This is a genomic window from Stackebrandtia nassauensis DSM 44728 (genome assembly GCF_000024545.1).
Lineage (GTDB): Bacteria > Actinomycetota > Actinomycetes > Mycobacteriales > Micromonosporaceae > Stackebrandtia > Stackebrandtia nassauensis.
Genome location: NC_013947.1, coordinates 5,664,104 through 5,689,543, shown reverse-complemented (window position 1 = coordinate 5,689,543; position 25,440 = coordinate 5,664,104). Strand labels below are relative to the sequence as shown.

The window sequence follows — 25,440 nt, the reverse complement described above, 5'->3', positions numbered from 1 at the left end:
TAGCCGACCGGCGGGTCACGTGGTTGGGGGTGGGGTTTCCTTGGCGTCCTTGGTGTCGGGGTAGGTCGGGGTTCGGGGGTGGTTCACGTCGGTGGGTGGGTGTGGGGCGGGAGGTGGTGTGGGGGTTGGGGTCGCGCGGGGTTTGGCCGCTTGGAGGGGGCGTTTGAGGAGCCAGTCGAGGTTGGGTTCGACGATGGGTTTGGTGAGCCAGCGGATGGGGCGGCTCAGTAGGAGGGCGGCCAGGGTTATCGCGCAGGCGGTGACGGTGAGGGCGCCGGTGCCGGTGTTGATGAAGTCGTTTTCGTAGAGCTTGAAGCCGTCCTCGGCGATCTTGACGAAGAAGCCGTGCAGGAGGAACGGGTACATCGTGGCCGCGCCCAGGGCGGTGTACCAGCGTTGTTTGCCGGGCATCAGGGCCAGGAAGGCGGCGATCAGGGTTACCGCGCAGGCCAGCAGGACTATGCGCATCAGGAATGCTTCGCCGAAGGTGAGGCCCAGTTGTTTCGCGCCGTCGTTGAGGTACATCCAGTGGCGGTCGACCTCGCCGCCGAACGCGAAGGCGGCCCACACGATGGCGGCGGCGCCGGTGGCCAGGGCGATGCGGGGGAGGGGGCGGCGGAGGGCGTCGATGTGGTCGCGTTTGAGGAAGAGGCCCGCTACGAAGAAGGGGAGGAACTGGAGTAGTCGGCCGAGGTCCAGTTCGCCGGGCAGGTCCATCGTGGAGGCCCCGATGGAGATGACCAGGGCCACGAGGACGGGGTAGCGGACTAGTTTCCATATTGGAGCTGTTAGGCGCCAAACCAATAGGGCTACTAGGAACCAGAGTTGGAAGAAGGGGTTGAGGAGGTCGGGGTTGAGTTCGTCCTCGGTCCAGTAGCGCATCGCTCCGTATAGGAGGGAGAAGACCACGTAGGGGACGATGAGGGTGGAGACCACGCGGTAGCGCTGGCTTTCGCGGCCGTTGTACGAGCGGGACAGGTAGCCCGAGAGCATCACGAACGCGGGCATGTGGAAGGCGTACAGCGTCAGGTAGATCGCTCGGACGGTGTGGCTGTCGTCCAGGAGCGGGGACCACGCGTGGCCGCACACCACCGACACGATCAGGACCACTTTGGCGTTGTCCAGCAGGGGGTCTTTGCCGGACTTCGCGGTCGCCGGTTTGGCGTTGGTTCCGGTCGTGGGGGTCTCACCGCGCGCGGACACCTCGGTGCTCATTTGTCGGGCCACTCCTCAAACCGTCGGGGGTCGGACCATCCCGGGTATCGCGGACGTGACCAGCAGCAGCGTCGCGATACCCGAACCATTCGGGCGCATAGGGTGCTACAGGCACCATGCCTCAAGTGAGCCCACAAATCAAGCCGGGGGCTCGGCGTGGCTTGTCCGATTCGCGTCGGGGTGGGTTCGGTGATCGCCTCACCCGATTTGGGTGATGTCGGGCAGGGCGTACGCCAGTAGTGCGCAGGCGGCGCCGAGCAGGGGTAGTGAGACGCCTCGGGTGCCGCGGGTGGGCAGGGCGCCGAGGATGAGGAGTATGACGGCGGCGATGTAGAGGATCGCTTGCAGGACAGCCATGGTGGATCTCCTGGGACGGTTCGGGCGGTTACTTGGGGCGGTGTGGGATTACCCGTGGGAGGCGGTGGTCAAACCTCAGGGGAGGGTGTCGGCGATGAGATCGTCGAGAATGGATAGTGATCGTTTCGTCCGGTCCGGACGGTTGGTGTAGAACGGGTCCTGGGGTACCGGGAGGTTGGCCGCCAGGGTCCAGCCCCGGGCGCGGGTCCAGGTTGCTGGGTCCACATTGAGTTGTTGGCGGAGGAGGTCGCGGGCCGCTGGGTCGCGGAACATCCAGACGCAGGTGATGTCGCAGGCCGGGTCGCCGACGGCGACGGTGCCGAAGTCGATGACCGCCGAGAGTCTGTCGTCGGTGAAGAGGAGGTTGCCGGGCGCGAGGTCGCCGTGCAGCCATACGGGTGGGCGGTCCCAGGCGGGGGCCGACAGGGCGGCTTCCCAGACGGACATGATCGCATCGGTGTCGACGGTGTCCCTGAGGGCTTCGATCTTGGGGAGGACCCGGTCCTTGGCCGCCACCGAATCGACGGGGGCGTCGATGGCGGCGCCGCGGTAGGAGTTGCTCCATTGTGGCCCTGGTGCGTCGGTGGTGTCGATGGCTTGCAGGGCCGCGATGAACTCGGCCAGGTCGCGGGCCGCGCGCAGCGGGTCGGGCAGGCGGTCGGGGTCGAGGGCGTGGCCGTCGAGCCACCGGTAGATCGACCACGGGAAGGGGTAGTGCTCGTCGGGTTGGCCTTCGGCCAGCGGGGTCGACACGGTGAGCGGCAGGTGCGGGGCGAGCCGGGGCAGCCAGCGTTGTTCGCGCTCGACCTGGCCGACCCAGCGGCGGTAGCGGGGCAGCCGTACCGACATGTGGTCGCCGAGCCGGAAGGTGGCGTTGTCCATGCCCTGCGTGGCCACGGGGGTGACGGGCAGGTCGGCCCACTGCGGGAACTGGGTGGTGAGCAGGCGGCGCACCAGGGTGGCGTCGATTCTCGGAGCATCGGTCATGAGGGCCAGCCTGCGCGGCTAAACACCCGCCGCGCATCGTGTGATCTCGGTATTTCGGGTTCGGTACCGGGGGTGGGCTGTGGCAGGCTGGGCCGCATGGTGGCGAATCGCGTGGTCAGTCCGGCGTTCATCGGACGTGCCGACGCCCTGTCGTCGCTGTTGGCCGCGTTTCGTTCCGCCGGTGCGGCTCCGGGGGTCGCGCTGATCGCCGGGGAGGCCGGGATCGGGAAGTCCCGGTTGGTGAGCGAGTTCGCCGCTTCGCTGGGTGGCGGGGCCCGGGTGGTGACCGGCGGTTGTACCCAGTTGGACGACGGCTTGGCCTACGCGCCGTTCGTCGCCGTGTTGCGGGCTTTGGTTCGCGAGCTGGGAGCCGAGCGGGTCGCTGAGATCCTGCCGGGGCCCGGACGTGAGCTGGCGCGCTGGTTTCCGGAGCTCGGGGCCGCGCAGTCGGGGGACAAACTGCGGTTGTACGAGGAGATTCTGACGCTGGTCGAGGCCGCCGCGTCGAAGCCGCTCGTGGTGGTCATCGAGGATCTGCACTGGGCCGATGCCGCCACCGCCGAGCTGCTGGGGTTTCTGGCGCGGAATGTGAACCGGCCCGGGATCCTGTTGGTGGCAACGTATCGGGACACCGAGCCCGCGACCGGGCCGCTGCTGTCCGAGTTGCGGCGTGGTGGCCGGACCACTCAGTTGCGACTCGGGCCGCTGACCCGTCACGAGGTCGGACGTCAGTTGGCGGCGATCCTCGGCGACCGTCCCGAACCTGATGTCGCCCGGCGGATCCACGAACGCAGCGACGGTAATCCGTTGTTCGTGGAGGCCTTGGCCCAAAGTGGTCAGAGCACTCCGGACGCCGAGTTGCTGCTGCATGTTCCGAGGACGCTGCCGGATGCGCTGCGGCGGGTGCTGCGGGCGGCCTCGGTGGCCACGGGTGAGGTAGCGCATGCCTTGCTGGCCACGGTTTCGGGCAACGACGAGGACGCGCTGGACGATTTGGTCCGACCGCTCGTCGAGGGCGGCCTGTTGCTGCCCACAGAGGATGGTTACGTCTTCCGGCACGATCTGATCCGGCACGCCGTGTACGAGGACCTGCTGCCCGGTGAACGCAAACGGTTCCACGCACGCTACGCCGAGGCGTTGCGCGACAACGGGACCCCGTCTCAGTTGGCCACGCACACCTACGCGGCCGGGCAGCTCGGCCCGGCCCTGGACGCCGCCTGGCGAGCCGCCACCGCCGCTTGCGACGCCTACGCGTATCACGAGGAAGCCCGCATGCTGGAGCGGATCCTGCGACTGTGGGACGCGGTTCCCGATGCCGCCGAACGGCTCGGGCTCGATCGTGTCGCGGTGGGCACCTTCGCCGCCGAATGCTGCATGCTCAGCGGCGAGTACGCGCGCGGCGTCGACTTCGCCACCGAGGCGTTGGCCATTGTCGATGAGGATCGGGAACCGGGCCGCGCTGCGGTACTGCTGGAACACCGGGGCCGGTTGCGGGATCGCACCGACGCCACCGGGATCGATGATCTGAGGCGAGCTCACGAGCTGCTGGCGTCCGAGCCGGACGACAACGCTCGTGGTCGGCTGCTGGGCCTCATGGCCATGGCGACGTATCGCGGGGACGCCGACACCGCGTTGGAACTGGCTCGGGACGCGCTGCGCATCGGACGCGAAACCGGCGACCCCACCGTGACCGTGCGCGGCCTGCTGGTCGTCGGCGGGGTGACCTCCAACCTGGACATGCTGACCGAGGCACTGTCCATAACCGAGGAGCTGCGCGACCACGATCTTGAGATCACCGTCCTGATGTACCTGGCCATGCATCATGCGCGGCAAGGCGACCATGGCGAATCGGCTCGGGCCGCCCGCGGGGGCGTGGACCGGGCGCAGCGACTCGGCCTGGCCCGCAGCCGGGGCACCCACCTGGCCGGGCATCTCGCCAAGGCGCTGCTGCTGTCGGGGCACTGGGACGAAGCCGCGTCCGTTGTGGACTCGGCCTTGGCGGAGGGGCCGCCGCCGATGTCGCGCGACATCCTGCGGGCCGTCGCCGGTCACCTGGCGGTTCTGCGCGGCGACACCGACACCGCCGCCGAACTGGCCGTGGACCTGGAGAGCGGCGACGAACGGCTGGGCACGCATCTCCTGCACCGGCACGTGTTCCTGTGCCTGGCGGCACTGTCCGAAGGTGACATTGATCGGGCGGAGGAGTTCCTGTCTCGGGCCCTGTCGAACCCGGCGCTGCGACGGGTCGCGCCGGTCGAGGTGCGTCCCGTCCTGGCTGTCGGAGCCCGGATCCGGCACGCGCGCCTCGCGGCGGGGGAACAGCCCCGGCACGACGTCGCCGAACTCAACGCCGAGTTGCCCGTCCACGGTCGGCTCGACAAGGCATGGCACGACACCATCGCCGCGATGACCACGGGTGGTACCGCGCAGGCCTGGGCGGACGTGGTCGCGGCCTGGCGCGCCCTGGACCAGCCCTACGAACTCGCGCTGAGCCTTCACATCGCGTCCCAGGTGACGGGGAATCGCGCGCAGGCCAGGGAATCGGCGGAGCTCATCACGGCGCTGGGCGCGGCACCGTTGGTGACCGGTGACGGTGACACGTCGGGACTGACCGAGCGGGAACACGAGGTTTTGGCGCTGATCGTCGAGGGACTGAGTAACCGGCAGATCGCCGCGAAGCTGTACATCTCGCCGAGCACCGCCGGGGTCCACGTCTCGCACATCCTCGCGAAACTCGGCGCCGCCACGCGCACCGAAGCGGCCACCATCGCGCACAAACGCGGCCTGGTAGAGACGTAAATACCGCGATCGCTCGATGCGGACGGGGTGTTTAGGCGGCGAGTGTGGTGCCATGACAACAGACCCGTATTCGCTGCGTCCCGTCACCGACACCGAGTTCGCGCCCTGGTGCCGCATGATCGCCGACACCTACGGCCAGGATCTGACCGACGCTGACCTGGCGATCAAGCGCGCCGCCACCGACCTCGACCGCACGATCGGGGCATTCGACGGCCCTACCCCCGTGGGCGGGGTGTCCATCTATCCGCGGGAGCTGACCGTGCCCGGGGCGGAGATCTCGACGGCCGGTATCGCTTTCGTCGCGGTGGCACCGACGCACCGGCGGCGCGGCATCCTCACCGCGATGATGCGCCGACAGCTGGCTGAGCTGCACGAGCATGGCGAGTCCGTCGCGGCACTGCGGCCCGCTGAGGCCGGGATCTACGGCCGTTACGGTTACGGCCCGGCATCGCGGGGTGTGATGCTGCGCCTCGACAAGCGCGCCATGGCGTTTCGGGCCGATGTGGACTTCGGTGGCGGTGCCATCGCGCTCGCTGATCCTGTCGAGGCCCGGTCCACGTTGACGAAACTCTACGATCGGCGGCGGCACAGCACGGTTGGTTGGAGCGACCGGGACGAAGCCGCCTGGGACCTGCGGTTGTTCGACCCGCCTGAGCGTCGGGGCGATGCCACCGCGTTGCGGGTCGCCGTCCACACCGAACCCGGCGGCGAGGTCACCGGCTATGCCCTGTACCGACGCGTGGGCAATCCCGACGGGTCCCGTGCGGTGAGATTGCAGGAGCTGGTGGCGTTCTCGCTGCCCGCTTACGCGTCGCTGTGGCGGTTCTTCGCGGGCTTCGATCTGACCGACTGGATCGAATACGAAGCGGCCGTGGACGAACCGCTGCCGCACCTGCTCGTCGACCCTCGTCCGGCGAGAGCCGACACGATGGACCGGCTGTGGGTGCGTCTGGTCGATGTGGACAAGGCGCTGGCCAGCCGTCGCTACTCCGCGCCGCTGGAAACGGTTCTGGAGGTCGAGGACGCGGTGTGCCCGTGGAATACGGGACGGTTCCGGCTGCTGGCCGACGGCGACGACGTTAGCTGTGAGCCCACCGCAGCGCCCGCCGAGCTGCGGCTGTCGGCGGCCGAGCTGGGCGCGGCGTACCTGGGCGGAACCAGCTTGACGTCGCTGGCGGCCGCCGGGCTCGTCGAGGAGCTGAGCCCCGGTGCCTTGGGGCGGGCCGACGCCGCGTTCCGGGGCCACCGCGAGCCGTTCTACCCGGGCGGCTGGGCGTTTCCGCTGTACTGAGCCGACGATGTGGCCGGAGCCGGAGCCGGAGCCGGAGCCGGAGCCGGAGCCGGAGCCGGAGCCGGAGCCGGGCACCGTGCCCGGTTCCGGCCACTGTGGCTCGTCGCGCGCTAGTCGACCGTGGTCACGACGGTTACCGTGTCGCTGCTGCGGATCGGGGAGCGCATCTCGTCGTCGGGGCGGTCCCGGTAGCCGGGGATGTCGTCCAGCCCGTCGGACCGGTCGTAGAGCATCAGTTCCGGCTCGACCTTCCCGTCGAAGGTCAGCGTGACGTCGACTCCGCCCTTCGGCGGATCGCGGAAGCTGATCGAACTGCCCCACGGCCCGGACTCCGTGACCGTCAGGTTCTTGGTGACGGTCTTGTCGTCTGGCACCCAGGCCGTCACCTTCGTGACGGCACCGACCGTGCGCAGGGTCAGATTGTCCGCCCCGCGCTTGGACTCCATGTGGACCCGCAGCTTGTCCCCGACGCGGGTCACCGTCGCGGTCGGCGCTGGCAGGTCGACGTCGGGTGCCCGGCCCCAGTTGTTGATCGGTACCTTCGGTTCCCGGTACCCGTCGGGCACCCGGTCGGGGTCACCGGCCGTGGAGATGAACTCGGAAGTCCACTGTGACGTGTCGGTGTCCTGGGTCACCCAGGTCGCCTTGCCGGTGTCGGCGTTGAGCACATAGGCCAGATAGGTGGGACGCGGTTCCTCCTCGTCGAACCCGGTGACGGCCAGGCCCGTCGCGCAGACCACGACGGCCACGACGGCGGCGCCGACCGGTACCGCCCAGCCGAAACGATGCCTCGGCCGATCGGGAGAGGGCAGCCACAGCTCGAGCAGTGGCACCGAAACCGTCCCCGCCAACGCGAACAGCACCGCGGGCGCTCCCGCCATCGACAGCCCGAACGCCTCGGCGAGGCTGCTGCCGGTGCTCACCAGGATGACCGCGACCGGGACCATGCCGACGGCCAGCGCGGCCACCGCCGTCCACATCGGTGCACGCGGTGCCAGCAGCAGCGCGCCGACGATGCCCGCCGCGGCGAACAGCGCGGGGATCGCCAGCCGGAACGCGGCCCCGGGAGCCACGAACGCCAGCACCGATCCCAACAGCGCCAACCAGGTCAGCGCCCCCAAAGCCAGCGCGGCCGGGCCCAGTCGCCGACGCAGCGTCAGGTACCACGCCAACACGGCCGCGACCGCCAGCAGCCCGGTCGCGAACACGAACGGGGCGGGGGCGTGCAGCATGCCGCGGGTGTCGGCCACCCCGGACCGCGACAGGGTCATCGCGATCCACATCGCCTGCGCCAGCGCCACCGAAACCGCCAGTGCCACCGGGATCGTGGCGACCGCGATGCCGAACCGGGGCAGGCTGAGCAGGTCGCGGCGCCGGGCGATGGCGACGGCCGCCACCAGCAGCCCCAGGCTCAGCACCGACAGCACGATCCCCCAGGTGGGCGTGTAACTCACGAACAGGCCGAGGAAGTGGAAGTAGACGGTGTCGGAGTCCGACTGGATGGTGGCCAGATCGGTGTCGCCGAACGCTGCCGCGAGGCCGAGCATGTTCGCGCCGTGGTGCTGCATGGTCGCGGGGTCCACATGGTCCAGTGAGTCGCCCGGGGTGTGGTACCACGCGGGGGAGCCGATGTTCGCCGAGTTCAGCCCGGAGTACCCGGCGGCGCTGAAGTTCGTGAAGTCGGTGTCGTTGGGCATGTGCCGGTATACCTCCACCATGGAGGAATCGCCGGTGGTGTGGGGCGCGGAATCGGCGTAGACGTCGATGAGCCGGGAGTTGCCGGTGGAGGTCTCGAACATGAGCGACGGGCCGTCGGTGCCGCGCGCCTCCCAGTTCAGCACCACGTCGTTGCCCTTGGACGGGTGCTCGCGGGCGTACGCGTCGGCGCCCAGCAGGCCGGTCTCCTCGCCGTCGGTCAGCAGCACCACGATGTCGTTGCGCGGCTTGGGTCCCGCCGCCAGCGCGCGGGCGGTCTCCAGGACCGCGGCGGTCGGGGTGCCCGCGTCGCCCGCGCCGGGACCGGCGGCCACGGAGTCGTAGTGCGACACCAGCAGCACCCGCCCGGTCGGGTCGGTGCCCGGCAGTGTGGCCACGACGTTGTCGACGCGGCCGAACACGACCTCGTTGTCCCGTGCCTCGCCGCCGACGTCCTCGGTCACGTCGACGTCGTAGTCGAGTTCGCGCAGCTTGTCGGCGAGGTCGTCGCGGACCCGGTCGCTCTCCTCGCTGCCCAGCGGACGCGGTTTGGTCGCGATGTCCTCCAGGACGTCGCGGGCGCGTTCGGCGCTGAACTCGGTCCTGCCGGGGTCGGCGGGTGCCGGGCTGGACGCGTCGACGATCAGGTTCACGGTGACGGCCACGGCCAGCACCAGCAACGCCGCGACGGCGGCCAGCGGGCGGCGGCCGTCGGGGATGAACGCACCTCTCATGGCGGAAGTCTACGTATCGGACACGGCTTCCGGGTGGCTCGTGGAGCGGGGGAGCGTGATGGTGAAGATCGCGCCCCGGGAACCATTGCGGACGGTGATGTCGCCGCCGTTGGCGCCGACGAGTTCCCGGGTGATGGCCAGCCCGAGCCCGCTGCCGCCGGTGTCGCGGCTGCGGGAGGAGTCGGCTCGCCAGAACCGGTCGAAGACCCGGGACAGGTGGTCGGGCGCGATGCCGCCGCCGGTGTCGGCGACCATGAGGACGACCTCGTCGCCGGACGCGAAGGCGCGCAAGGCGACGGTGCCGTCGGCCGGGGTGGCGTGCAGCGCGTTGGTCACCAGATTGCCGATGGCCTGGCGCATCCGGTTGGGGTCGACGTCGATCGGCAGCGACTCCGTGTCGGGGACATCGAGTGTCAGGTTCACCTGCCCGCCGTTGGCCGCCGCCTGGTGTGCGGCCTGACAGCCGCGCAGCAGTTCCGCCGCGTCCTGCGGGATCCGTTCGCAGGGCAGCTGGCCCGCGTCGGACAGCGCCAGCAGTCGCAGGTCGTCGATGATGCGGGCCAGCAGCGTCGACTCCTCGCGCAGCGAGTCGATGTGTTCGGGGGACGCGGGTACGATGCCGTCGGCGATCGCCTCCAGGTATCCGTGGATATTGGACAGTGGGGTGCGGAGTTCGTGGGCGCTGTCGGCGATGAGCTGGCGGCGTTGCCGTTCGGCGCGATCGAGCGATTCGACCATCTGGTTGAAGGTGTTGCCCAGTTCCGTCAGTTCGTCGCGGCCGCGGATGCTGACCTTCGTCTTGAGGTTTCCGGACGACAATGCCCGGGACGCGGTGATGAGCGAGTCGATGGGGCGGATGACGCGCCGGGCGAGCAACGCCGAGACCAGAACGACGACGATGAGGACGGCGAGCCCGAGGATGGTCAGCTGGGTGGCCGGGTAGGTGATCGTGAAGGGTTCCTCGGTGCCCAGGTGCAGCAGCAGCGGCTCAGGGGACACGTCCAGCGCGCGCTGCTGCATGACGTAGAACAGGCAGGTCTTCCTGTCGTCGTAGGACTCTTCGTCGGCGCAGGCGTCGAACGCCTCGCGATCCTCGCGTTCCTCGCTGGCGGAGACTTTCTCGGAACCTTCGCATTCGGGAATGTCGGTTACCGGGGAATCCAGCTCGCCATCGTCGGCATCCGATTCCACTTCGATCTCTTCGTCCTTGAACGCTTCTTTGCAGAGCACCAGCCGCATCTGGCCTCGGAACTCGGCCAGCTCCTTGACAGCGTCGTCGATCTCCGACATCGCTTCGGGTGTCGGGGTGTATTCCAGCTCCATCACGTCCTGCGGCGTCAGCCGAGGACGCAGCAGGGTCGGCTGCTGTGTGGACGGCGGTGGGGACTCGCCTTTCGTCTCGGCCGAGTCGACGATGACGTCGCCGGACAGATTGGTGAGCAGAATCCGTTCGCCGGTCTCGTCGTGCAGCTCGGCGACCTTGTCGTCCACTTGCGACCACGATGCTCGTTTGCCGGCGAATGACTCCAGCTTCGCGCCGATCTCGTCGCCGGTGAACCGCTGCGTTTCGACGGTGGCCTGCGCGGCCTGGTCGACGCGCCAGGCCACCAGTCCGGCCACCACCCCCGCGGTGAGCACGGCCACCAGCACGACGAGCAGGAAGACCCGGAATCGAAAGCCGCGCATCATCAGTCCACCGCCAACGTGTAGCCGTGCCCGTACACCGTCAGCAGCTGAACCGGATGCGCCGGATCGGGTTCGATCTTGCGGCGCAGGTTCGCGATGTGCGCGTCCACTGTGCGCGGCGAGACGTGGCTGTCGAACCCGAAGGCCCGGTGCACGATGTCGAGCCTGGAGAACACTCGCCCGGGTTCGGCGGCCAACGCGGCCAGCACCGCGAACTCGCGGGCCGTGACCGACACCGGCTCGCCGTCGACGCTGACCCGCACCCGTCCGGTGTCGACGGTCAGTCGGCCGACCTGGAATACCGTGGGCGGCCCGGATTCGGGACGGGAGCGACGCAGCAGCGCCCGCACCCGCGCGGCCAGTTCCCGGGGACTGAACGGCTTGGTCATGTAGTCGTCGGCGCCCAGCTGGAGCCCTTGCAGCAGCGTGTCCTCGTCGTCGCGGGCGGTCAGCACCAGGATGGGCACCTGGGAGTCCGAACGCAGGACCCGGCACACGTCCATTCCGTCCAGTTTGGGCATCATGATGTCCAGCACCAGCAGATCGGGGTGGCGACTGCGGGTCTCGTCGACAGCGCGCCGCCCGTCGGTCACGACCAGGACGTCGTGGCCGTCCCGTTCCAGGTACGTCCGGATCAGGTGCGCCTGTTTCGGGTCGTCCTCGGCCACCAGCACGCGTGCGTTCATGGGTCCCATTGTTGTCACATCGCCGGAAACCCGTGAAGAACCTGTGAAGGCGTTTTGGGCGATTGCGTCCATCGTGGGGCATTAGCTCCAATATCGAACAGTGCGAATAGTTGTATTCCGGACTTTTCGGGTGGGATTTCGGGACGACGCCGTTCCTAGCTTTGCCGCCATGTCTCGCATGACCCGCAGGTTCATCACATTCGGCATCATCACCACGGCTTTGGTGGCGTTCGGCGCCGCCTTCGGTATCCACGCGTTCTCGGACACGCTGTTGCAGACCACGTCCGGTAACTCCAAGACACTGACGATCGCCCCCGAGGGCGACACCGACGTCGACGTGGACATCGACGGCTTCGCCAACTGGGCGCTGCTCGACCGCTCCAGCGGCGACATCGAGGGAGCCAACCTGAAGGAGACCTCGACCCCGCAGTCCATGATCAAACCGTGGCTGGTCGCCGACTATCTGCGGCAGGCCGAATCCGACGCGCCGCCGCTGCTCGACAGTGCCTCGGCGGCGATCCGGATCAGCGATGACGAAGCCGCCCAGACCATCTACGAGGAGCTCGGCGAGGACGCGTCGATCGAGCGGCTCATCTCCACCTGCGCCCTGACCGACACGACTGTCTTCCCCGGCCGGTGGAGCAAGACCGAGATGTCGGTTCGCGACGCCGCCCGCATGGGGGAGTGCGTCGCCGACGGCCGCGCCGCGGGCCCGTGGACGAAGTGGCTGCTGAACGAGATGCGGCACGTGCGCGGCAGCACCGCCGACGAGGACCAGCACGCCACCTCCGGCGGTGGCCGGTGGGGCATCATCGACGGCCTGCCCGCATCGCTGCGCGACGAGGTCGCCATCAAGAACGGCTGGACCCGGATGGCCGACGGCGACTGGGATCTCAACTGCCTGGCCATCCACGACGACTGGGTGCTGGCCATCATGATGGGCTACTCCGGCGACCGCTCCCTCGACTACGGGGCCGACCGCTGCCGGGCGATCACCGAGCAGCTGTTCGGGTCCGGGGCGTGACCGGATCAGGACCCGTTGTTTCCCGAACTGATGCATTCGCGTCGTTGATCGTTCCCCGACGGCCGGGTAAGAATTGTGGTGCCCTTATCTGTTTGCCCACCTCATCCGGCCGTCGTGGGTTCGATCCCTGAAGGCTGTGCTTTATGTCAATGGGTAGATCTCGTCTTGGCCGGACGATCGCGGTGGTGTGTGCCGCGACGCTGGCGGGAATCGCGTTCGGTGTGCCCCCGGTGGCGGCCGCGTCGTCCGATGTGGTGCTGAACGAGGTGTACGGCGGCGGCGGGAACTCCGGCGCCACCCTGACCAACGACTTCATCGAACTGACCAATCGCGACGGTGGGCCGGTCGACGTGTCCGGGTGGTCGGTGCAGTACCACTCCGCCTCGGCCACCGGATCGTGGCAGGTCACGCCGCTGACCGGCCAGGTCGCGCCGGGCCAGTTCTACCTGATCGCCGAGGCCGCCGGCAGCGGCGGCACCCAGCCACTGCCCACACCGGACGTTACCGGCACCATCCCGATGGGCGGCACCGGCGGCACGGTGGCGCTGGTCAAGTCGACCACCGCGCTGACCTGTACCGCCGCCGACTGCGCCGGTGAGGCGTCGATCGTGGACCTCGTCGGCTACGGCAGCGCCGCGATCCGCGAGACCAACCCGGCCGCGGGAGCTTCGAACACGCTGTCGGTGCAGCGCAAGGAAACCGGCGACACCGACGACAACGCCGCCGACTTCGCCGCCGCCGATCCGACCCCCAAGGTGGCCAACGACGGCGGCGACCCCGGACCGGAGTGCCCGGCCGAACCGGGCCCGAACCGGATCCACGACATCCAGGGCGACGGCTGGATCTCGCCGCTGCACGGCGATCCGGTCGCCGACGTGCCCGGCGTCGTGACCGCGGTGCGGACGCAGTCGCCGCGCGGCTACTGGATCCAGGACACCGCGCCCGACTCCGACGCCGCCACCAGCGAGGCCGTGTTCGTGTACGCGGGCTCCGCGCCGGTCACCGTGCAGGTGGGGGACGCGGTCTCGGTGTCGGGCAAGGTATCCGACTTCTACCAGCTGTCGTCCGGTGAGACCTTCCCGAACACCGCGAACCTGTCCATCACCGAGATCACCAATCCGGTGACGGCGGTGTGCTCGTCCGGGAATCCGTTGCCGTCGACCGAGACCGTGGCCGCTGACTCCATTCCCGACGTCTACGCGCCCACCGCGCCCACCGGCAACGTCGAGGACCTCAACCCGGTCGACGCGTCCCGATCCACCATGGACTTCTGGGAGGCTCGCGAGGGAATGCTGGTCTCGGTCTCCGATGCCCGGGTCGTGGGCCCCGGCAACGAGTTCGGCGAGATCTACCTGACCGTCAAACCCGACGAGTACGCCTCCGAGCGCGGCGGCACCGTCAACACCGGCTACGACAACACCCCCACCGGCCGGATCGTGGTCTTCCCGGTCTCCGGTTCGGTGCCACCGGCCAATGTGGGCGACACGCTCACCGGCGCCACCTCCGGCCCGGTGGATTACTCGCTGTACGGCGGTTACGGCATCGCCGCCACCCAGGTGGGTGGCGTGGCGTCCGGCGGCATCGACCGGCAGGTCGCCACCGCGCAGACACCGGAGCAGCTGGCCGTGGCCACCTACAACGTGGAGAACCTGAGCCCCAAGGACTCCGGCGGCAAGTTCGCCGCGCTGGCCGAGGGCATCGTCACCAACCTGGCCGCGCCGGACGTCGTCGTGCTGGAGGAGATCCAGGACAACAACGGCTCCACCAACGACGCCGTCGTCGACGCCGACCAGACCCTCGACAAGCTGACCGCCGCGATCACCGCGGCCGGTGGGCCGCGGTACGACTGGCGACAGATCAGCCCCACCGACGACGCCGACGGCGGCCAGCCGGGCGGCAACATCCGGGTGGCTTTCCTGTTCAACCCGGACCGGGTGTCCTTCGTGGACCGCGAGGGCGGCGACGCGACCACCCCGGTCACCGTCGGCACCGACTCCGACGGCACCCCGTCCCTGAACGTCTCGCCGGGCCGCATCGACCCGGCCAACGAGGCGTGGAAGTCCAGCCGCAAGCCGCTGGCCGGTGAGTTCCGGTTCAACGGCGAGAAGGTCATCGTGGTGGCCAACCACTTCAACTCCAAGGGCGGCGACCAGAACGCGGACGGCCGGTACCAGCCGCCGGAGCGCTCCACCGAGGTGCAGCGGATCAAGCAGGCCAAGGCGGTCAACGCCTTCGTCAAGGACACGCTGGCCGTGGACGCCGACGCCAACGTCGTGGTCGCGGGTGACATCAACGACTACCAGTTCTCCCCGGCGCTGGACGCGCTCACCGACGGGGAGGTGCTGGAGGACCTGATCACCGGCCTGCCGGACACCGAGCAGTACACCTATGTGTACAACGGCATCTCGCAGGTGCTGGACCACATCCTGGTCAGCCCGGCGCTGGCGAAGGCCGACTACGAGGTGGTTCACATCAACGCGGAGTTCGCGGAGCAGAACTCCGACCACGATCCGCAGGTCGCGCGGCTCAACTTCCCGCCGAAGTGCACCAAAACGGTGTCGGGCAGGCACATCGGGCCGCTGACGGTCAAGAAGGGCGTGACCTGCCTGGACGACGCGACCCAGATCGGCACCATCACCGTCAAGGACGGGGCCAGCCTCCACGTCGTGGACAGCACCATCACCGGACCGCTGAAAGCCGAGGGCGCCAAGTCGATCAGCCTGTGTTCGTCCAAGGTGGTCGGAACGATCGCCATCGACGGGTCGAGCGGGCCGGTGACGCTGGGCGGCGACTGCGACGGCAACCGGGTCGTGGGCCGGATCGGGCTCACCGACAACACCGGCGGGGTGACGATCGTGGACAACACGCTCGTCGGCTCGCTGGCCTGTACCGGCAACGACCCGGCACCGACCGGGGAGGGCAACAGGATCAGCGGATCCCGTACGGGGCAGTGCAAGGAGTTGTGACCCGAAGGATGTGACGGCGAGATCGGCCGTCGAGCCGCGCGAGCTGACTTCAGCTCGCGCGGCTCATTTCGTTGGCGGCCTGACCATTCCTTCGGCCAGCGCCGTGACCGTTCGTTCGATGAGCGCGGGGATGTCGGACTCGTCGGCGGTCAGCACCAGGTGGTGCAGCGTGCCCGCGAGCGCGCGGGCCAGCGCTTCGACGTCGGTCGCGGCGGCGACGCGTCCCAGCTTCCGTTCGGCATCGAGATAGGCGGCGGTCGCGGTTTCGATCGCGTCGATGCCGGTGTTGCCGTCGCCGAGGACCGACGCGACGCCGTCGACGAGATCGGGGCGCGCGACCAGGAGCCGCGTCAGTGCCCGCGCGGAGCCGAACGGGGTGGCCAGCAGCGTGTCGCTCAGATTGCGCGCGACGGTATTCGTTCCGGCCTTGTCCGGCAGGGTCCTGGCGTTGGCCGAGATCTGGAAGGCGCGGTCAACGGCGTAGCCGACCAGGAAATCGTCCAGGTCGCGGAAATGTGAGTACAGCAGGCCGGTGGCTACCCCGGCCGCTCCGGTGACGGCGCGGCCGCTGAGTTTGCCCGGTCCGTCGCGGACGATCAGCTGCTCGACAGCGGCGAACAGCTGCTGCCGGACTTCGGGGATCGCGACTCCTCTGGGCACGCCGACCAGTGTATTGACCGCTTGGCCGCTCGCGACGTGCAGCGGGCGGGACCCGCTCTTGACCAAGTATGAACATGTGCTCAAATTAAGAATGAGCAGACGCTCATACTTGGCAGGAGGCACGATGCGAAACGGCGACGGCGACAACGTATGCGGTGGAAGCCGCGACGGGCGCGCAAGCGGTGCCAGCGACAGCGCTCCAAACGGCGGCGCCCGCACGAAGCGGGTCATCATCTCGGGAGCCGGGATCGCGGGGCTGGCCACCGCGCTGCGGTTCCAGCGCGCCGGTTGGCGAACGCTCATCGTCGAGAAGGCTCCGGGCCGCCGCAGCAGCGGCTACATGGTGAACCTGCTGGGAACCGGCTACGACGCCGCCGACCGGCTGGGCCTCGTACCCGCGTTGCGGCCCAACGACCTCGGCGTCTTCACGTCGATGATCGTCAATCCCGACGGCAGCCAGAAGTTCACGATCCCCGCCGCTCTGACCCAGGCCGCACTGGGGAAACGGGCGATCACCGTGTTCCGTGGCGACCTGGAGTCCGCGCTGTACGAAGCGGTGCGCGACACCGCCGAGTTCCGGTTCGGCACCACCGTGCGCGAAGTGGACCAGGACGCGTCCGAGGTCCGAGCGACGTTGAGCGACGGCACCGTCGAAAGCGGCGACCTACTCGTCGGAGCCGACGGCCTGCACTCCGGCGTCCGCGAGCTGGTCTTCGGACCCGAGACGGACTTCCGCGTCGACCTGCGGCACATGGTGGGCGCCTTCCCGCTTCCCGAGGTCCCCACCCGGGTGCCCGACGGCGCGAGCGCCACCTACATCGGACCGCTGCGCACCGCCGCGATCGTGAACCTGGGGCCGGGCCGATCGTCGGCGTTCTTCGCCTATCGCTGCGAGGACCCGCAAGCCGAACTCGCACGGGGAGCGTTCGCGTCGCTCGCTGAGCGGTTCGGTGACCTGGGCGGCGGGTTCCCGGACGCGCTGCGGCAGCTGAAGGCCGACCCGGACGCCGCTTACTTCGACTCGGTCAGCCAGATCGACCTGGGCTCGTGGTTCCGGGGACGCGTCGTGCTGCTGGGCGACGCGGCCTGGTGCGTCACGCTGTTCGCCGGATACGGTGCGGCGCTGGCGATGACCGGAGCCGAACGGCTCGGTGCGGCCATCACCGAATCCGGTGTGGACTTGGCTACGGCGCTGGAACAGTGGGAGGCCGAGCTGCGGCCCGAGGTCCGCAAGCGGCAATCCCTGGCCCGCAAGGGAACCGCGCAGTTCTGCCCGCCGACCCGGTTCCACGTGTGGATGCGCGACACGACGATCCGTGCCATCCAGATGCCCGGCATCCGCAATCTTGTCCTCGGCTCGCTCAAACGCGCGACTCGCTAGGCGTATGCCGCCGAAGCCGTCCGGCGATCGCGGCGCCGCAAGCGCCCAACGCCCGCGACGCCGAAAAGGACGAGCCCCCGACCCGCCTCCCAGGTCAAGGGCTCGTCCCGTCTCGTCACCTCACAGGTAGCGGCTGTAGGCCGCCAGGGTGAGGAAAGTGGGGTACTCCTCGCCGAGCGCGCACTCGGTGAAGATCTCTCGCGCGTCGTCGAAGCGGTCACCCGCGAAGCGGTCGAGCTTGGCGAACTCGTCCGCCAGCAGCTCGGTGACCCACTCGTGGGTGATGGCCCGGCCCGAGTCGGTGTGCGACTCGGAGCGGATCCACTGCCAGATCTGCGATCGGGAGATCTCGGCGGTGGCGGCGTCCTCCATCAGGTTGTTGATGGCCGCGGCGCCGTTGCCCCGCAGCCACGACTCGATGTAGCGGATGCCGACCTCGATGTTGGCGCGCACGCCGGTCTCGGTGATGGATCCTTCGGTGGCGCTGATGTTCAACAGCGCCTTGGCGTCGGGGACCACGTCCTCTCGCAGCCGCTCGACCTGGTTGGGGATGCCGCCCAGCGTCTCGTCGAACACCTCCATGGCGACCGGGACCAGGTCGGGGTGCGCCACCCAGGATCCGTCGAAACCGTCGTCGGCCTCGCGGGTCTTGTCCGCGCGCACCTTCGCCATCGCGGCGGCGTTGGCCTCCGGGTCGCGGCGGTTGGGGATGAACGCCGCCATCCCGCCGATCGCCGAGGCGCTGCGGCGGTGGCACACCCGCACCAGCTGTTCGGTGTAGGCGCGCATGAACGGGGCGGTCATCGTCACCCGGTCGCGGTCCGGCAGCACGAACCGCGGGCCCCGGTCGCGGAAGTTCTTGATCACCGAGAAGATGTAGTCCCAGCGGCCCGCGTTCAGCCCGGAGCTGTGGTGCCGCAGTTCGTAGAGGATCTCCTCCATCTCGAACGCGGCGGTGATCGTCTCGATGAGGACGGTGGCGCGGATGGTGCCGTGCGGGATGCCCAGCTCCTGTTGCGCCAGGATGAAGACGTCGTTCCACAGTCGCGCCTCGGTGCGGGATTCCAGCTTCGGCAGGTAGAAGTAGGGTCCGCGTCCCTGCGAGATCAGCCGTCGCGCGTTGTGGAAGAAGTACAGTCCGAAGTCGACCAGGGCGCCGCTCATCGGCACGCCGTCGACCCGCAGGTGGCGTTCGGCCAGGTGCCAGCCCCGGGGACGGACGATGATGGTGGGCAGGTCGGTCAGCGTCTGGCTGTTGAGCCGGTAGCTCTTGCCCTGGTCGCTGGTGAAGTCGATGCCGCCGGTCAGGACGTCGCCGAGGTTCAGCTGCGCGTTGATCACATTGGACCAGCTCGGCGTGGAGGAGTCCTCCATGTCGGCCAGCCAGCACTTGGCGCCCGAGTTGAGCGCGTTGATGGTCATCTTGCGGTCGCAGGGACCGGTGATCTCGACGCGACGATCCTCGAGGCCCGGCGCGAACGGCGCGACCGTCCAGGAGATGTCCTCGCGGATCGCGGCCGTCTCGGCCGGGAACTCGGGGTCGACGCCGTTGGCGATCCGGACCCGGCGTTCCTGCCGGGCCTGGAGCAGTTCTTGGCGGCGACCCACGAAGGCATTGTGGAGGGTCGCCAGGAACTCCAGCGCCCCGGGCGTCAGGATCTCTTCTTGGCGTGGCACCGGCGGTCCCGCGATGGTGATCTCGCGGGTGGGCCGATGTTCGGTGAGCATGGTCATCGCTGTCTCCTGAAAACGCTTCGCTGTCAGTGGAATTGGCCGGACTCGGTGGATCCGGCGAGCGCCAGCGTCGAACCGCTCGGATTGAGGGCGGTGGCGATCTCGTCGAAGTAACCGGTGCCGACCTCGCGCTGGTGCTTGGTCGCGGTGTAGCCGGCGTCTTCGGCGGCGAATTCGCGTTCTTGCAGGTCGACGTAGGCCGTCATGCCCTCGCGGGCGTAGCGGTGGGCCAGGTCGAACATGGAGTGGTTGAGCGAGTGGAACCCCGCCAGGGTGATGAACTGGAACGTGAAACCCATGGCGCCCAACTCGTTCTGGAACTTGGCGATGGTGTCGTTGTCCAGGTGCCGTTTCCAGTTGAAGGACGGCGAGCAGTTGTAGGCCAGCATCTGGTCCGGGAACTCGGCCTTGACGGCCTCGGCGAACTGCCGCGCCACCTCCAGGTCGGGGGTGCCGGTCTCCATCCACAGCAGATCCGAGTACGGCGCGTAGGCCTTGGCGCGGGCGATGCAGGCGGGAAGCCCGTTGGTCACCCGGTAGTAGCCCTCGGAGGTGCGCTCGCCGGTCAGGAACTCGGCGTCGCGTTCGTCGATGTCGGAGGTGAGCAGGGTGGCGGCCTCGGCGTCGGTGCGGGCCACGATCAGCGTCGGGGTCCCGGCGACGTCGGCGGCCAGCCGGGCGGCGTTGAGGGTGCGCACGTGCTGCGAGGTCGGGATCAGGACCTTGCCGCCCAGGTGTCCGCACTTCTTCTCGGACGCCAGCTGGTCCTCCCAGTGCACCCCGGACGCACCGGCGGTGATCATGCTCTTCATAAGTTCGTAGGCGTTGAGCGGACCGCCGAAACCGGCCTCGGCGTCGGCGACGATCGGCACCAGCCAGTCCTCGACACTGCTGGCACCCTCGGCGAACTCGATCTGGTCGGCGCGCAGCAGCGCGTTGTTGATGCGCCGCACCACCTGTGGCACCGAGTTGGCCGGGTACAGCGACTGGTCGGGGTAGGTCTGGCCGGCCAGGTTGGCGTCGGCGGCGACCTGCCAGCCCGACAGGTAGATGGCGCGCAGTCCGGCCCGGACCTGTTGCACCGCCTGGTTTCCGGTCAGCGCGCCCAGCGAGTTGGTGTAACCGCCCGAGGCGGCCTCACCGGTCAGCTGGGCCCACAGCTTCTCCGCGCCGCGCCGGGCCAAGGTGTGCTCCTCCTGCACCCGGCCGCGCAGCTTGACGACCTGCTCGGCGGTGTAGTCGCGGGTGACGTTCTGCCAGCGCGGGTCGGTGCGCCAGTCGAGTTCCAGCTGTTCGATGGTGCGCGTCCTGAGATCCGTGGGCTTCGACATCGTCATGCTCCTGTCCTGGTGAGGTACCGGGCTGACCGCGAACGGTCATTTCTACTTACTGGTAACAAGAATTTTCCAGCGAGAGCCGGTTTGGAAGACTTTTGTGATGTGAAGATTTGCGTTTCTTCGCATATGCTGAAGAAATGGGAAAGAAGGACGCCACCCAGCCGCAGCCGCACGCGCCCTGGGGCGCGGCCGAGACGCCACCGGCGGCCGAGGCCGAGCCGAGCCTGGACCTGATCAGCCTGGGCAAGCGGATTCGTCACCTGCGCAAACAGCGCGGGATGACCCTCGACGCCTTCGGCGAGGCCATCGGTACCGCGCCCTCGCAGCTGTCGATGATCGAGAACGGCAAGCGGGAGCCGAAACTGTCAATGTTGCGCGCGCTGGCCCGGGAGCTGGGGGTCAGCTCGGACGAACTGCTGCGCACCGAACCGCCGAACCGGCGAGTGGCCCTGGAGATCGAGCTGGAGCGGGCCCAGCAGAGCTCCGGGTACCAGTCGCTGGGGCTGCCGAGCGTACGGCCGTCGGCGCGGGTGCCCACCGAGGTGCTGGAAGCGCTGGTGGGGCTGCATCGTGAGGTCGAGCGGCAGGTCAACCTGCACGCCGCCACGCCGGAGGAGGCGCGCCGCGCCAACACCGAACTGCGGCGCCGGATGCGCGACCGCGACAACTACTTCGGCGACATCGAGGCGCAGGCACGCGACCTGTTGAAGCATGTGGACTATTCCAGCGGCCCGCTGTCGCAGTACGCCATCTCGGACCTGGCCTCGTATCTGGGCTTCACACTGCACCATGTGGACGATCTGCCGCACTCGACCCGTTCGGTGACGGACCTGCGCAACCGCCGCATCTACCTGACCCAGAACAAGTCCAGCTTCCACGACCCCCGCACGGTGCTGTTGCAGGCGCTGGCCAGCCAGGTCCTGGAACACGACGTGCCACCCACCTATGCGGACTTCCTGGGGCAGCGGGTGGCGACCAACTACCTGGCCGCGGCACTGCTGATCCCGGAGGTCAGCGCTGTGAAGTTCCTGCGGCAGGCCATGGCCGCCAAGGAGATCGCGGTGGAGGACCTGCGCGACAACTTCGCGGTGTCCTATGAGACCGCCGCGCACCGGTTCACGAACCTGGCGACCCACCACCTGGGCATCCGCACGCACTTCCAGAAGGTCCACAAGTCGGGGACCATCTTCAAGGCCTACGAGAACGACGGGGTCGCCTTCCCCAGGGACCCGACCGGAGCCATCGAGGGACAGCAGATCTGCCGGTTCTGGACCAGCCGTCAGGTCTTCGAGGTGCCGGACAAGTTCAGCCCGTTCAACCAGTACACCGACACCTCGACCGGCAGCTACTGGTGCACCGCCCGCACCGAACGCGGCCCCGACGGCGAGTTCTCGCTCAGCGTCGGCGTGCCCTACGAGGCCTCGAAGTGGTTCCGCGGCAAGGAGACCACGGCGCGGTCGGTGTCGCGCTGCCCGGACCCGGAATGCTGCCGTCGTCCACCGCGCGAACTGGCCGAGGCGTGGGCCGGGCAGGTGTGGCCCGCGGGGCGGGCCACGTCGTCACAGCTGGCCGCCATGCCCCGGGGATCGTTCCCCGGGGTGGACGAGACCGAGGTGTACCGGTTCCTGGAGAAGCACTCCCGGCAGTGAGCCGGGCCTTAGGCCTTGGCCTTCTTCTCCAGCTGCGGCACCAGTTCCTCGATGGCGTAGGGGATGCTCAGCACGGTGTTGAACGACATCGCCGCGCCGATCTTCGGGCCCTCCTCGTAGGGCACGAACAGGTCGCGGCCGTCCTTGACGACGTCCAGTTCGGAGTAGACCTTGTCGTTCTTGACGTTCTTCGCCGCGGCCTCGTCGGCCGTCAGCCACACCAGCAGGTCGACGTCCACGAGGTCCAGTCGTTCGGATCCGAACTCGACGACGTTGTTGCCCTTCTCGATCTCGGACTCGATCTTGTCGTCGGGCTTGAAGCCCAGCAGCGTCATGAACTCCATCTTGGGGTCGTCGGCGGCGAAGGCGACGTACTTGCCCTTCTCGTAGCCCTCGGAGACGGCGGCGGTGAGCTTGCCGAACTCGGGGTGCTCCTCGCGCACGGCGGCGAAGTCGTCCTCGATGCCGTCGATCAGCTTGTCGAGTTTCTTCTCCTCGCCGACGGCCTTGGCGATCGGTTCGGCCATGGCTTGCCACGGCGCCGCGTAGTCCTCGTGCCCCAGGGGTTGTGCCACTACCGGCGCCCACTTGGACAGCGTCTTGTACTGGTCCTTGGTCATGCCGGAGTACTGCGCGACGATCAGGTCGGGGGCCAGCTTGGCGATCTTCTCCATGTTGTAGTCGTCACGTTCGCCGACGATCTTGGGCTTCTTGCCCTTCCACAGCTCCTTCGCCCACGGCCAGGCGCCGTAGGGCCGCTCGCCGAACCAGTCGACGACACCGACGGGCTGGATGCCAAGGGCCAGCAGGGTGTCGGCGTCGTTAAGGCCGAGCGCGACCACCTTGGACGGTTTCTTGTCGATGGTCGTGGTGCCGTACTTGTGCTTGATCTTGACACCGAAGTCGCCCCCGGCGTCGGTTCCGGCGCCGCCGCCGCAGGCGGCCAGTGCCAGGATCAGGGGCAGGGTGAGTCCGAGCAGGGCGCGTCGCCACAGGGAGGCGGACGAGGTGGGGGCGGTTGACATGCTGCTAAGGTAAGCCTTCCCTAAGCTACGTTGTCGCGGGGGTACCCCCCTACCGCATACACACCCCCACTGGAGACCCATGAGCGTCACGACGTCGCCCAAGGCGGCCGCCGCCGCCCCGGCGCGATCGCCGGTGTCGCGCGGCACCTGGCTGCTGGCGCTCACCGGGGTGCTGGCGGTGCTGTGCCTGCTGTCGATCATGCTCGGCAGCCGGGCGATCGGCGCGGGCACCGTGCTGGACGCGCTGGCGGGCGACGGCGACGCGCAGACCGTCGCGATCGTGTGGGACGTCCGGATTCCCCGCACCGCGATGGCACTGCTGGTCGCCGCCGGACTGGGCATGGCCGGGGTGCTGATGCAGGCCCTGACCCGCAACCCGCTGGCCGACCCGGGACTGCTCGGCGTCACCGCCGGCGCCGCCTTCGCGATCGTGATCTCGGTGGCGTTCTTCGGCATCGCCTCGATGCTCGGCTTCATCTGGACCGGCTTCGGCGGCGCGCTGGTGGCCGGGCTGGTGGTGTACCTGCTGGGCGGCGTGGGACGCGGCGGCGCCACCCCGGTAAAGCTCGCCGTCGCGGGCGTCGCCGTCTCGGCGCTGCTGAGCGCGCTGACCAGCGGCATCGTGCTGACCGACACCAACGCGCTCAACCGGTACCGCTACTGGGCCGCCGGATCGCTTGCCGGTCAGGACACCGAGGTACTGCTCCAGATCGCGCCGTTCCTGCTGGTGGGCATGGTGGTGGCGCTGTCGCTGGCGTCCTCGCTCAACAGCCTCGCCCTGGGCGACCGGGTCGCGAAATCACTGGGCCGCCGCGTCGGACTGATCCGGCTCACCGGAGCCGTGGTCGTGACCCTGCTGACCGGCGCCTGCGTCGCGGTGTGCGGCCCGATCGTCTTCGTCGGACTCATCGTCCCGCACGTCGCCCGGGCCATCACCGGACCCGACTACCGCTGGATGCTGGGCTACACACTGGTCCTGGCACCGATACTCATGCTCGCCGCCGACATCACCGGCCGCGTCATCGCCCGCCCCACCGAGGTCAACGTCGGCGTGGTGCTGGCCTTCATCGGCGGCCCGTTCTTCATCGCCCTGGTGCGCCGCCGTCGACTGGCGGAGCTGTGACGATGACGACGACCCTCCACCGTGACCGGACCCGCCGCAGCCTCGTCTTCCGGCTGGGCACCCCCGAGGTCTCCGGGATGCTGCGGATCCGGCTGCTGGCCTGCTGCGTCGGGCTGGCCGCCGTCACCGTCCTGTTGCTGCTGACCGGGATCGCGCTCGGCGACTTCCCGCTGACATTGTCCGATGTGGCCACAGCGCTGCTGGGCCTCGGCGATCGCGGCAACATGCTGATCGTCCACGAACTGCGGCTGCCCCGGGCGATGCTGGGCCTGCTCGCCGGGGCCGCGTTCGCGATGTCGGGCGCGGTGTTCCAGACCATGACCCGCAACCCGCTGGCCAGCCCCGACATGATCGGCATCAGCGCGGGAGCCTCCACCGCCGTGGTGGCGGGACTCGTGCTGGGCATCGGCTCCCAGCTGGGCACCCAGGTGCTGGGGCTCATCGGCGGCCTGGCCGGGGCCCTGGTGATCTACCTGCTGGCCTGGCGGCGCGGCACCACCGGCTACCGGATCGTGCTGGTGGGCATCGGGGTGTCGTGGATGTGCGTGGCCACCACCGACTACCTGCTGTCCATCGCCTACCCGTGGCAGGCGCACAAGGCGGTCGGCTGGCTGGTCGGCAGCCTCAACGACCGCACCTGGGACCACGCCGTCACTCTCATGTGGGCGATGGCGGTCCTGGTGCCCGCCACCGTGATGCTCAGCCGCTGGTCGCGCGATCTGCAACTGGGCGACCGGGTCGCGATCGTCCTGGGCACCCCGCTGCAACTCGCCCGGCTGCTGCTGGTCGTGACCGGCGTGGGCCTGGTCGCCTTCGCGACCGCCGCGACCGGCCCGATCCTGTTCGTGGCGCTGGCGGCCCCGCAGATCGCCCGCCGCCTCGCTGGAATGGCCTGGCCGCCGCTGCTGGCCTCCGGGCTCACCGGCTCGGCGATGGTGCTGGCCGCCGACCTGGTCGTGCGCAAACTCGTCCCGCTGGTGCTGCCCACCGGCAGTCCGCTGCCGGTCGGGGTGGCCACCGCCGCGCTGGCCGCGCCGGTGCTGCTGTGGCTGCTCGTCCGTACCAACCGCTCCGGTTCAGGAGGCTGACCC

The 25,440-nt window shown here is 69.0% G+C and carries 18 protein-coding genes; 8 read left to right on the top strand and 10 right to left on the bottom strand.

Annotated elements, in window-relative coordinates:
- Nucleotides 1–15 precede the first annotated feature (15 nt).
- The 3 genes from SNAS_RS26465 to SNAS_RS26460 all read right to left on the bottom strand — a co-directional run bounded on the left by SNAS_RS26465 (nucleotide 16) and on the right by SNAS_RS26460 (nucleotide 2,559).
- Nucleotides 16–1,215, bottom strand: a complete 1,200-nt coding sequence (locus tag SNAS_RS26465; protein ID WP_013020557.1) for an acyltransferase family protein — start codon at nucleotides 1,213–1,215, stop codon at nucleotides 16–18.
- A gap of 198 nt (nucleotides 1,216–1,413) precedes the next feature.
- Entirely contained in the window at nucleotides 1,414–1,572 is a 159-nt protein-coding gene (locus SNAS_RS35980) for a hypothetical protein (RefSeq protein WP_013020556.1), read from the bottom strand.
- A 75-nt stretch (nucleotides 1,573–1,647) separates the two neighbouring features.
- Nucleotides 1,648–2,559: an aminoglycoside phosphotransferase family protein gene (locus SNAS_RS26460; RefSeq protein WP_013020555.1), complete on the bottom strand. Its 912-nt coding sequence runs from the start codon at nucleotides 2,557–2,559 to the stop codon at nucleotides 1,648–1,650.
- Nucleotides 2,560–2,655: 96 nt separating this feature from the next.
- On the opposite strand from SNAS_RS26460, the gene SNAS_RS26455 reads away from it, so the two are divergent.
- Nucleotides 2,656–5,358 carry a helix-turn-helix transcriptional regulator gene (locus SNAS_RS26455; RefSeq protein ID WP_013020554.1) on the top strand — a complete coding sequence of 901 codons (2,703 nt, stop codon included), beginning with the start codon at nucleotides 2,656–2,658 and terminating at the stop codon, nucleotides 5,356–5,358.
- A gap of 52 nt (nucleotides 5,359–5,410) precedes the next feature.
- On the top strand, nucleotides 5,411–6,649 hold the full coding sequence (locus SNAS_RS26450) for a GNAT family N-acetyltransferase (RefSeq protein WP_013020553.1): 1,239 nt from the start codon (nucleotides 5,411–5,413) through the stop codon (nucleotides 6,647–6,649).
- 110 nt (nucleotides 6,650–6,759) lie between these two features.
- Here SNAS_RS26450 and SNAS_RS26445 read toward each other — a convergent pair whose 3' ends face one another.
- From SNAS_RS26445 to SNAS_RS26435, 3 genes are read right to left on the bottom strand one after another with little or no spacing between them, the layout of a single operon-like run.
- Nucleotides 6,760–9,078: a M28 family peptidase gene (locus tag SNAS_RS26445; RefSeq protein ID WP_013020552.1), complete on the bottom strand. Its 2,319-nt coding sequence runs from the start codon at nucleotides 9,076–9,078 to the stop codon at nucleotides 6,760–6,762.
- 9 nt (nucleotides 9,079–9,087) lie between these two features.
- The gene (locus SNAS_RS33350) at nucleotides 9,088–10,764 is read right to left on the bottom strand and encodes a sensor histidine kinase (protein ID WP_013020551.1); all 1,677 of its coding nucleotides are present in this window, start codon (nucleotides 10,762–10,764) and stop codon (nucleotides 9,088–9,090) included.
- A 2-nt stretch (nucleotides 10,765–10,766) separates the two neighbouring features.
- A complete protein-coding gene (locus SNAS_RS26435) occupies nucleotides 10,767–11,450 on the bottom strand; it encodes a response regulator transcription factor (protein ID WP_041625191.1) in 684 nt (227 codons plus the stop codon).
- 169 nt (nucleotides 11,451–11,619) lie between these two features.
- On the opposite strand from SNAS_RS26435, the gene SNAS_RS26430 reads away from it, so the two are divergent.
- Both SNAS_RS26430 and SNAS_RS26425 read left to right on the top strand, forming a co-directional pair.
- The gene (locus SNAS_RS26430) at nucleotides 11,620–12,474 is read left to right on the top strand and encodes a hypothetical protein (RefSeq protein ID WP_144300645.1); all 855 of its coding nucleotides are present in this window, start codon (nucleotides 11,620–11,622) and stop codon (nucleotides 12,472–12,474) included.
- A gap of 149 nt (nucleotides 12,475–12,623) precedes the next feature.
- Entirely contained in the window at nucleotides 12,624–15,440 is a 2,817-nt protein-coding gene (locus SNAS_RS26425; RefSeq protein WP_144300644.1) for an endonuclease/exonuclease/phosphatase family protein, read from the top strand.
- A gap of 63 nt (nucleotides 15,441–15,503) precedes the next feature.
- Here the strand turns inward: SNAS_RS26425 and SNAS_RS26420 are convergent, their stop codons facing one another.
- Nucleotides 15,504–16,100 carry a TetR/AcrR family transcriptional regulator gene (locus tag SNAS_RS26420; protein WP_013020547.1) on the bottom strand — a complete coding sequence of 199 codons (597 nt, stop codon included), beginning with the start codon at nucleotides 16,098–16,100 and terminating at the stop codon, nucleotides 15,504–15,506.
- Between the two features lie 124 nt (nucleotides 16,101–16,224).
- Here SNAS_RS26420 and SNAS_RS26415 point away from each other — a divergent pair, with 124 nt between their 5' ends.
- On the top strand, nucleotides 16,225–17,481 hold the full coding sequence (locus SNAS_RS26415; protein WP_013020546.1) for an FAD-dependent oxidoreductase: 1,257 nt from the start codon (nucleotides 16,225–16,227) through the stop codon (nucleotides 17,479–17,481).
- A 120-nt stretch (nucleotides 17,482–17,601) separates the two neighbouring features.
- Here SNAS_RS26415 and aceB read toward each other — a convergent pair whose 3' ends face one another.
- The gene (gene aceB, locus SNAS_RS26410; protein WP_013020545.1) at nucleotides 17,602–19,215 is read right to left on the bottom strand and encodes a malate synthase A; all 1,614 of its coding nucleotides are present in this window, start codon (nucleotides 19,213–19,215) and stop codon (nucleotides 17,602–17,604) included.
- 26 nt (nucleotides 19,216–19,241) lie between these two features.
- A complete protein-coding gene (aceA, locus tag SNAS_RS26405) occupies nucleotides 19,242–20,546 on the bottom strand; it encodes an isocitrate lyase (protein WP_013020544.1) in 1,305 nt (434 codons plus the stop codon).
- A gap of 143 nt (nucleotides 20,547–20,689) precedes the next feature.
- Between aceA and SNAS_RS26400 the strand changes: the two genes are divergently transcribed.
- Nucleotides 20,690–22,201, top strand: coding sequence for an XRE family transcriptional regulator (locus SNAS_RS26400; protein ID WP_013020543.1), 1,512 nt, complete (start codon nucleotides 20,690–20,692; stop codon nucleotides 22,199–22,201).
- An 8-nt stretch (nucleotides 22,202–22,209) separates the two neighbouring features.
- Here the strand turns inward: SNAS_RS26400 and SNAS_RS26395 are convergent, their stop codons facing one another.
- Entirely contained in the window at nucleotides 22,210–23,226 is a 1,017-nt protein-coding gene (locus SNAS_RS26395) for an ABC transporter substrate-binding protein (RefSeq protein ID WP_013020542.1), read from the bottom strand.
- A gap of 79 nt (nucleotides 23,227–23,305) precedes the next feature.
- On the opposite strand from SNAS_RS26395, the gene SNAS_RS26390 reads away from it, so the two are divergent.
- Nucleotides 23,306–24,349 (top strand): FecCD family ABC transporter permease, encoded by a 1,044-nt coding sequence (locus SNAS_RS26390; RefSeq protein ID WP_013020541.1) that lies wholly within the window; start codon nucleotides 23,306–23,308, stop codon nucleotides 24,347–24,349.
- Between the two features lie 2 nt (nucleotides 24,350–24,351).
- Complete coding sequence (locus SNAS_RS36390; RefSeq protein ID WP_013020540.1) at nucleotides 24,352–25,437, top strand: FecCD family ABC transporter permease; 1,086 nt, start codon at nucleotides 24,352–24,354, stop codon at nucleotides 25,435–25,437.
- Nucleotides 25,438–25,440 lie beyond the last annotated feature (3 nt).